The following is a 6,372-nucleotide window of genomic DNA, read 5'->3' on the forward strand; positions in this document are numbered from 1 at the left end:
GCGTTGAACCAGCACATGAGGAACATGAGGACGACCGCGAGGGCGGAGTTGAAAAGGCTGTTCTTGAGGAAAGCGGGCGTCCGCCGCCCCAGGAGCGTCGTCCAGAGTTCCTCGAAGAGGTACCGCGTGAGGCGGACGCTGGAGTCGAGCGTCGTGACGACGAACCCCTCGACCATCAGGATGCCGAAGACGCTGCCGAGGCCGACGGGGATGCCGAGGCCTTTGTGGCAGAGTTTTCCCGTGCCGACGGCGAAGGCGAGGACGGGGTTTCCGCCGCCGCCTTTGGGCCAGACCAGGTCGCGGTAATCGGCGAAGGAAAGTCCCCAGACGATCGTGGCCAGGACGCATGCCGCCAGCAGCGATTCCAGGAGCATCCCGCCGAACGCGATGGGCCGCGAGTGCTTGATCATCCAGCACTGCTTGGCCGTTGTGCCGGTCGAAACGAGGGAATGAAACCCGGAGATCGCGCCGCAGGCCACCAGGACGAAGAGCATCGGCCAGGGGCTGCCGGCGGTCGCGCGTCCTTCGGCCAGTTGTTCGGCGCTGAAGGCGGGGCGGTCGAACGCGGCGCCGCCGACGCCGGCCGCGACGACCGCCACCAGCAGCAGCGCGATGCCGGCGTAAAGGATCTGGACGTTCGTGAAGTCCCGCGGCTGAAGGATGATCCAGACGGGGAGCGAGGAGGCGAGCCAGACGTAAACCGTCAGGAGAATCATCCAGGTCTTCTCGCCGACGGAGACAGGGTAGCGGAACCCGATGACGATGCTGCCGACGGCGATGGCGCCGGTCAGGAGATACGCGAACCACGTCGCCACGTTCTTCTTGTAGATGAGAAAGCCCACCAGCGGCGCAAAGACCGTTATGACAATGACGCTGGTGGAGGCGATGCCGCCGATCTGCCCCATCACGACGCCGCTCGAGTCCGTGAACGTGCCGAGGTACGTTTCCTCGGCCGTGACGCCGAGTTTCTCCAGCGGATAGGCGCTCGTGAGGCTCTTGGCGGCGGCGTTGAGGAACGCGGCGGTCACCAGAACGAGCATGATGATTGTGAAGATGACGAACAGGAGGAACCCCGGTTTGCCGAGCGTCTTGCGGGCGATGTCGGCTATGCTGCGTCCCTGTTCGCGGAGGCTGACGGCGAGGGCGGCATAGTCGTGGACCGCGCCGAAAAGGATTCCGCCCAGGAGGATCCAGAGCCACACCGGCCCGTAGCCGTAACACGCCGCCATCGTCGGCCCCAGAATGGGCCCCGCTCCGGCGATGGTGGCGAAGTGGTGGCCGAACAGAACGCTCGGCCGCGTCGGCACAAAGTCCTTGTCGTCCTTGAAGAGGACCGCGGGCGTCGGGCAGGAACGGTCTTCGCCGAGCCAGCGGGCGACGGCTCTTCCGTAGAAACGGTAGGCCAGGGCGAGGGCGGGAACCGTAATCAGGACGACCCAGGCGATGTTCATCGCTCGCCTCCGTGCTTGACGCGCCGCCGTTTGGCTGCGAAGATGCGGTACTATCGCGCGCGGTCGCGCGGACCGCAAGGATTTGTCCGCCGAGGCGCCGGCCGGGACCCCGCGCGAGCCGCCGGCCCACGTGAAAGAGAAAGAGGAAGCCTTGGCTCCGTAGGACGTGCGCCCGGCCCGGGCGCCGGCGAACGGAAAGGACCGCAGATGACGAAGAGGCGACTGGTCTGGACGATGGGCGTCACGGCCGCCGTTCTCGCGATCCTCGTTGCCGCCTACGCGATGCTTCCGATTCAGGCCTCCTGGAAGGTGAACCGCATCCTGCACCACGGGCTTCAGGCCGCGGGGGGCGCCGCGGCGCTGGCAGCCGTGGCGTGGGCCCTCTGGCCGAGGCATCAGGTGCGCCGCCGGGACGTGGCACGCGAGGAGGCGCACCGGCGCCTCATCGCCATCGTGGTGATGATCCTCGTGGCCGTCGCGTGGGTCGCCATGGCCGAGGTCTGGCGGGACCGCGCCACGCGCCGCTTCCTCGAACCGGCGCGGGAAGACCTCGCCGCGCTCGCGAAGGCCCTGGCGGCCTATGCGGCCGACCATCAAGGGGCCCGGCCGGACTCGATCGACACGCTCGCGCCGGCCTACCTGGAGCGCAGCCGTCTCTATTACATCTATCGCGACGGGCCTTCGGAGTCCGGCCCGCCCGCGGAGGGGGAAGAACCCTCCTACGCCCTCGTCAAGCCGAAGGTCCGGAAGCCGGGGCAGTCGCCCCAGACCGAGTCCCCGTTCGTGGCCTATCTAGGGCCGGGAAACGCCTGGGCGGCCCTGACGGTTGTTTCGGACAAGGCAGGGAGGACGCACGTCGTGGATGACGACCGGGCGCCTCGGCCTGAGGTCAAGGATTAAACGGTGAGGCGTGGGTTCCGCGGCGAGGAAAAAAAGAAACCGGAGCCGCATCCCTCCGTCACGGCCCCGGTTCGCGGTAGCCTCCCCCGGATCATCTTCGGAAGCGCCCGACCAACCGCCGTCAGACGCCACCTCAAGCGCTGCCACAACCCCTTCGCGCTATGGGTACGCTTCAACGGTACGGAGTCGGCATCCCAGGACTAAGAAAGGAAGAATGCCAACCGCTCCTTCACACACACACGGGTAGTATACACCAAAAACGGGGATTGTCAAGTCGGGCGGCAAAAAATTTTCCGGAAATTTATTCCCCAAGGCCATCCTGATTGGTACGCCGTCCCCCCCCGCGGGCCCCCGGAAACATCAGGGTAGGATTTCCCTGTATCGGGCGGGGCCCCTTTCCAGCCCCTCCCAGCCGCCCCGCGAGTCCCTCGGCAGCCCCTCCTCGGTCCGGGTGCTTTAAGACGCCTCGGTCACACTTACGAACGCCCGCGATTGTGGATAACTTTTTGGAGGAGGTTTTGAGGAGTATTTTTGGGCGATTTTAGGGAACCCACCGGCCTTGGCGCTGGCGTCCGGGGGCTTTTTTCGGCGGACGGGGTGCCTTTGGTAAGATGGGCTAGCGCAAATTTTGACTTTTTTAGGGGCTTTTTCGCGTTTTTGGATCGGTTTTTACCGGTTTTTGTGCCCTATTTCGCACTCTTTCCATCCATGCCATTTGCATACCTTTATGTTAATAACTATTTTCCCGTGACTTTGGCATGGGAATTGCGCAGCCTTCAACGCAGAGCACGCAGAGAGCGCAGGGGGGGATTGGGGAACGGGGAAAGGCAACGCGGAACGCAGAATGCGGAATGGACGGCAACCCGGCGTCGTCCCGGCTGGGGCTTCCGGCTTCGACCCGGCGTGCCTGCCCCGTTGGGGCCGGGACTACGCCGTGACAGGATGCCGCGGCAGGCCGGATCAGCCAAAGCCTGCCGAAGAAGACCAGTTGAGGCAGGCCGCGAGACTCCCTGAGATCCGAAAATGGGTACCTGAGTCCCGCAACTACAGGCGGAGGGCTATTTGTCAGCCAGAGCCTGGCGACCTGTTCTCAGAGCCGAGATCAACCTGGCGGTTTTGAGGCAGGCCCTTCAGACGGGATTGCCTCCTGTTCCGACTTCGAGCCCGCGGGGCCGCTGCCAGGTACCTCGTCCGCTTTCTCGGACTCCTCCGATATGAACTCGGGCCGGATGGCCTGGATGCGCACGTACTTGGTCTCCCCCTTTTCGTCCTTGGGAGCCACGGTGAACTTGTACACAGGCTGCGCGCAGGGCGTGCGGTCGGGATTGGCATCGTAGGACAGCTTGACTTCGACGATTGGACCGCGGACAGGTTCCACGACGTCGACGATCTCCACCCGGCCCTCTCCCTGGTTGATCCGCGCCACGGCCTCTTGCGGGGTCATAATCGGGTACTCGGCAACCTGCTCGAAACGCGACCACTGGAGCAAGAGCGTATGCAGCCTGCCGGAGGCCCGGTCCAGGTCTATCTCAAGCCGATCGCCCACGACCATGTAGGGTAGGCCCGGCATCCGGTGTCTGAATACGACCAGATACGTCCGCCCTCTCCAATTCTCCAGCACGCGTGTCTGGACGGCGCCCTCGGGCCACAAGCCGCGGTCCTTGACGAGCGCCTCGGCCATCGAGCCGGCGTTGGCCTCGGTGACGACGTCCGTAGGTGCGGCTTGCTTGGAGCGCCCCACATACTCAGGACGATAGAACTCCGGATCGTCAATGTACGCCTTCTTGTCCGGGATCACGCGAAACACCGGAAGCCGGGGCCGGAACTCCGGCAGAACCGTCACCTGGGCGGGCAGTTCCACCTGAACATCTTTGAAAGGCGGGGGATAGCTCAGCCGCGGCACCTTCGGCAGGGCCTCATCAGGCTCCGCGCCACGGACGCCTCCCAGGACAGCCGCACAGAGCAGGACCGTCGCAAGTGCCAACCGCAAACGCTTCATTCTCGTTCCCTCCTCGGGTTTTCGGGGATCACGGGGGCCATCCGCCACTAGGAATCGCTTGGGCCATCTCTGGCCATTACTCCTCCTGCGGCACGGTCCATTCGTCGTAGTGATACCCGTCCGTGGCCAACGGGTCCCGCGACAGGAGAATCGGCGCCAGCTTCTTGGCCCCCTCGGGATAGAGTGTGTCCCCCCGACAATCATCCGCGCCGAAGATGCGTGGAACCATGTTCTGGTCCCGCATCGGACAATGTCTCGTAGCCCTCGAGAAGGCCATCGGGATGGTGTAGCCAAGGTCAAGGCCGTGGTCGGCGCCCTGGTTACAATTAATGCAGGACATAAGCTTCTCGGCGAAATGGGCGTACATGAGCATCATTGTCTTGTAACCCATCACCAAGTGACAGCCTGCAAACATCTGCTTAAGTTCAGTCTCGATATCCTCATCCGTTGCCGTCCCGTGCCCCGGCCCATTGGACTCCTCCTTGCTTGTGTTGAGAAAGCGGCACGTTTGGAAAATGGCCCACTCCGCGTCGGTATTCCCCAATTGAACGTCGCCGTGATGGAGTTTCTGTGTGTTCTTGCTCACATCCAAGAATACACAATAGTAGTCATTCGGCGTATTGGTATCAGTCCCGTGGCCACTCCAGATGACGATGTCCGCCGCATCTGCCTTGTTCGCATCCGTCGGCTCGGCGTAATGGCTCTTGCGGCAGACTGCGTCGCCGGCACCCGCATACGTTGACCAAAGAACCGGGGCCGCAGCGGGCTTGTCGTAGCCGGCCTTTGTGTCCGTGAGCATTTCGATGAAATCGTTGTGGATGTCGGTCGTGCTGTTGAGCTGAGGCCATGGGGGCGCGTCCACGTAATTGTAGTAGCCTGACCCGCACTCGGCCCGGTCCACCATTACTTGGTACTCCGCCTGGACATCGGCCCCGTAGCCGCTGTCGCTCACCAGCCGGAATGTGAGCAGCTCCTCATCAACTACCTTGACACGCGCGGGCGCGCCACCGCTTTCCTCTCCAAGGTATAGTAACTCAGACCACTCGCCGACCACATTCCGGTAGATGCCGGATTGGGGGGCCGTCTCCTTTAGGGTTATTTCCACATAGACGGGGTCGCTTTCCGATGAAACGCGGACCCGGCGGAGAAGTGTCCCCTGGCCCGGCTCGATATTCCTAACCTGGATAAAGATGGGAGCCTCTTTGCCGAACAGGTACTTGGGGTCCCTCGGCCGCTCTCCCTCGGCGGGGTAATCGGTCAACATTGCCTCGAAATTGGCTTCAGCGTTAACCTGATCACTTTGGCCAATAAAAACCTCCAGAATAGGCGTCTCCATCTTCGCGGACCAGTGCCATTTATTCTGGACGTAGCCGCCGCCCCCGCCGCCGGGCGAGAGTTTGATGAGGTTCCCCTCGCACTTCAGCGGGAAGTTGCCTGCCGTGAGCGGGACCGTCAGTTCCGTCACCACCACCTTGATCTCGTCGGGATTCTCCCTGGCCGGCAGCGGTCCCTTCACCTGCACCGTCGGCGCGTCCACCACCGGGGGCAGACACTGCGGATCGATCTCGATGTCAACGTATTCCCCGGGATTGAACGGCCTCCGATCATAGGGCGAGGTCGGCGTAGAGTCGCTCGTGAACTTCTTGAACTTCCAACCCGTCGGCGGCGTGAAGGTCTTCGTGGTGATCTTGATCTTGCCGCCCGCCAGCGTCTCGACGCTCTCGGGGGAGACCGGCTCCTCGTCGTTCTTGTCGATGTCGAAGTTCTTTTCGACTTCGTCGGGTTTCTCCTGGACCTCGTGTGTCTCTTCTTCGGCCCAGCCGCGCGAGACCAGCCCGGCGCCAGCCGTGCCCAGGAGGACCACCACCAGTCCCAGCGTCCAAGCGTGCGATTTCATGGCGTCAATCCTTTCCCTGATCCTGGTATTCTTTCGCATACTCCACCAGATAGTACTCCGCGAGGGCCTTGTAGTCCCCCGCGTCTTTGGGGAAGGTCTTGAGCAGGGCCAGCCCTTCGGCGACG

General features: G+C 63.2%; 4 protein-coding genes. 1 reads left to right on the forward strand and 3 read right to left on the reverse strand.

Annotated elements, in window-relative coordinates; all coding sequences use genetic code 11:
- A partial coding sequence (locus tag NTX40_00020; protein ID MCX5647477.1) for a carbon starvation protein A occupies nt 1-1,451 on the reverse strand: 1,451 nt, incomplete at its 3' end.
- A gap of 207 nt (nt 1,452-1,658) precedes the next feature.
- On the opposite strand from NTX40_00020, the gene NTX40_00025 reads away from it, so the two are divergent.
- Entirely contained in the window at nt 1,659-2,351 is a 693-nt protein-coding gene (locus NTX40_00025) for a hypothetical protein (GenBank protein MCX5647478.1), read from the forward strand.
- Between the two features lie 1,102 nt (nt 2,352-3,453).
- Here the strand turns inward: NTX40_00025 and NTX40_00030 are convergent.
- Together NTX40_00030 and NTX40_00035 are read right to left on the reverse strand one after the other, a co-directional pair.
- A complete protein-coding gene (locus NTX40_00030; GenBank protein MCX5647479.1) occupies nt 3,454-4,350 on the reverse strand; it encodes a hypothetical protein in 897 nt (298 codons plus the stop codon).
- Nucleotides 4,351-4,426: 76 nt separating this feature from the next.
- On the reverse strand, nt 4,427-6,247 hold the full coding sequence (locus NTX40_00035; GenBank protein ID MCX5647480.1) for a DUF6345 domain-containing protein: 1,821 nt from the start codon (nt 6,245-6,247) through the stop codon (nt 4,427-4,429).
- Nucleotides 6,248-6,372 lie beyond the last annotated feature (125 nt).

The sequence above is a fragment of the Planctomycetota bacterium genome, assembly GCA_026387035.1.
Classification (GTDB): Bacteria; Planctomycetota; Phycisphaerae; order FEN-1346; family FEN-1346; genus JAPLMM01.

Coding starts and splice junctions, on each gene's coding strand:
- NTX40_00035 (MCX5647480.1), bottom strand. CDS start 6,247: ATGAAATCGCACGCTTGGACGCTGGGACTGGTGGTGGTCCTCCTGGGC.
- NTX40_00030 (MCX5647479.1), bottom strand. CDS start 4,350: ATGAAGCGTTTGCGGTTGGCACTTGCGACGGTCCTGCTCTGTGCGGCT.
- NTX40_00025 (MCX5647478.1), top strand. CDS start 1,659: ATGACGAAGAGGCGACTGGTCTGGACGATGGGCGTCACGGCCGCCGTT.